The 821-nt window shown below is 23.9% G+C and carries 1 protein-coding gene; it reads left to right on the top strand.

The genetic code is table 11. From position 1 onward, the window contains the following. The coding region (locus QX51_RS02910) for a HAMP domain-containing sensor histidine kinase (protein WP_039678416.1) at positions 1-821 on the top strand (821 nt) is incomplete at both ends.

Raw genomic sequence — 821 nt, 5'->3', positions numbered from 1 at the left:
ATGCTATAATTTATAATGAAAATAAAGAGATAATTTTCAACTCCATAAAAGAAGTACCACAAAATCTGGAATTTGATAATATAAATAAAATTAAATCAAAAGTATTTCTAAAATTGAAATATGATAATGTGGTGCTAAATGCCCCCATAAATATTAAGGGCGAGAAAAATAATATTTATATTTTCAAAAAAACAGATATGTTTAAAGATTATTTGAAAGCTACTCTTCACATAATGATATGTGTAGTTGTTTTAGTAATTATTATCAGTATATTGGCAGGAATGTATATTTCTAAAAAATTTGTACACAAACTGAAAAAACTAAGAGATACCATGGAAAAAATAAAAGAAAAAGGCATTTCTAATAGAGTAGATATATATGATAAAAAAGATGAATTTGATAAAGTTAATATGGTATTTAACAGTATGATGGATGAGGTTGAAGACTCTTTTAATTCACAAAAACAATTTGTAAATGATGCATCTCATGAGCTTAGAACGCCTTTAACAATAATAAATGGACATCTAAAAATGTTAGATAGATGGGGTAAAAATGATAAGGAAACTTTAGATAAATCCATAAAAGTTAGTTTAAATGAAGTAGAAAGACTAACGAAATTAGTGAATGATTTGCTTCAGCTTAGCAAAGTAGAAAATGAATTAGTAATAAATGATAACTTGAAAGAAGTAAATATTTATAATGTTGTTAGTGAAGTAATTTATGATTTTGAAATGATAAACAAGAATGTGAAGTTTACTTATAATATAGAAGATAATTTAAAACTAACCATGATGAGAGAACATTTAAAACAACTTTTAATA

Source organism: Terrisporobacter othiniensis (genome assembly GCF_000808015.1).
GTDB classification, from domain to species: Bacteria; Bacillota; Clostridia; order Peptostreptococcales; family Peptostreptococcaceae; genus Terrisporobacter; species Terrisporobacter muris.
Note: the sequence above shows the minus strand (reverse complement) of the source record. Positions and strands in the feature narration are given on the sequence as shown.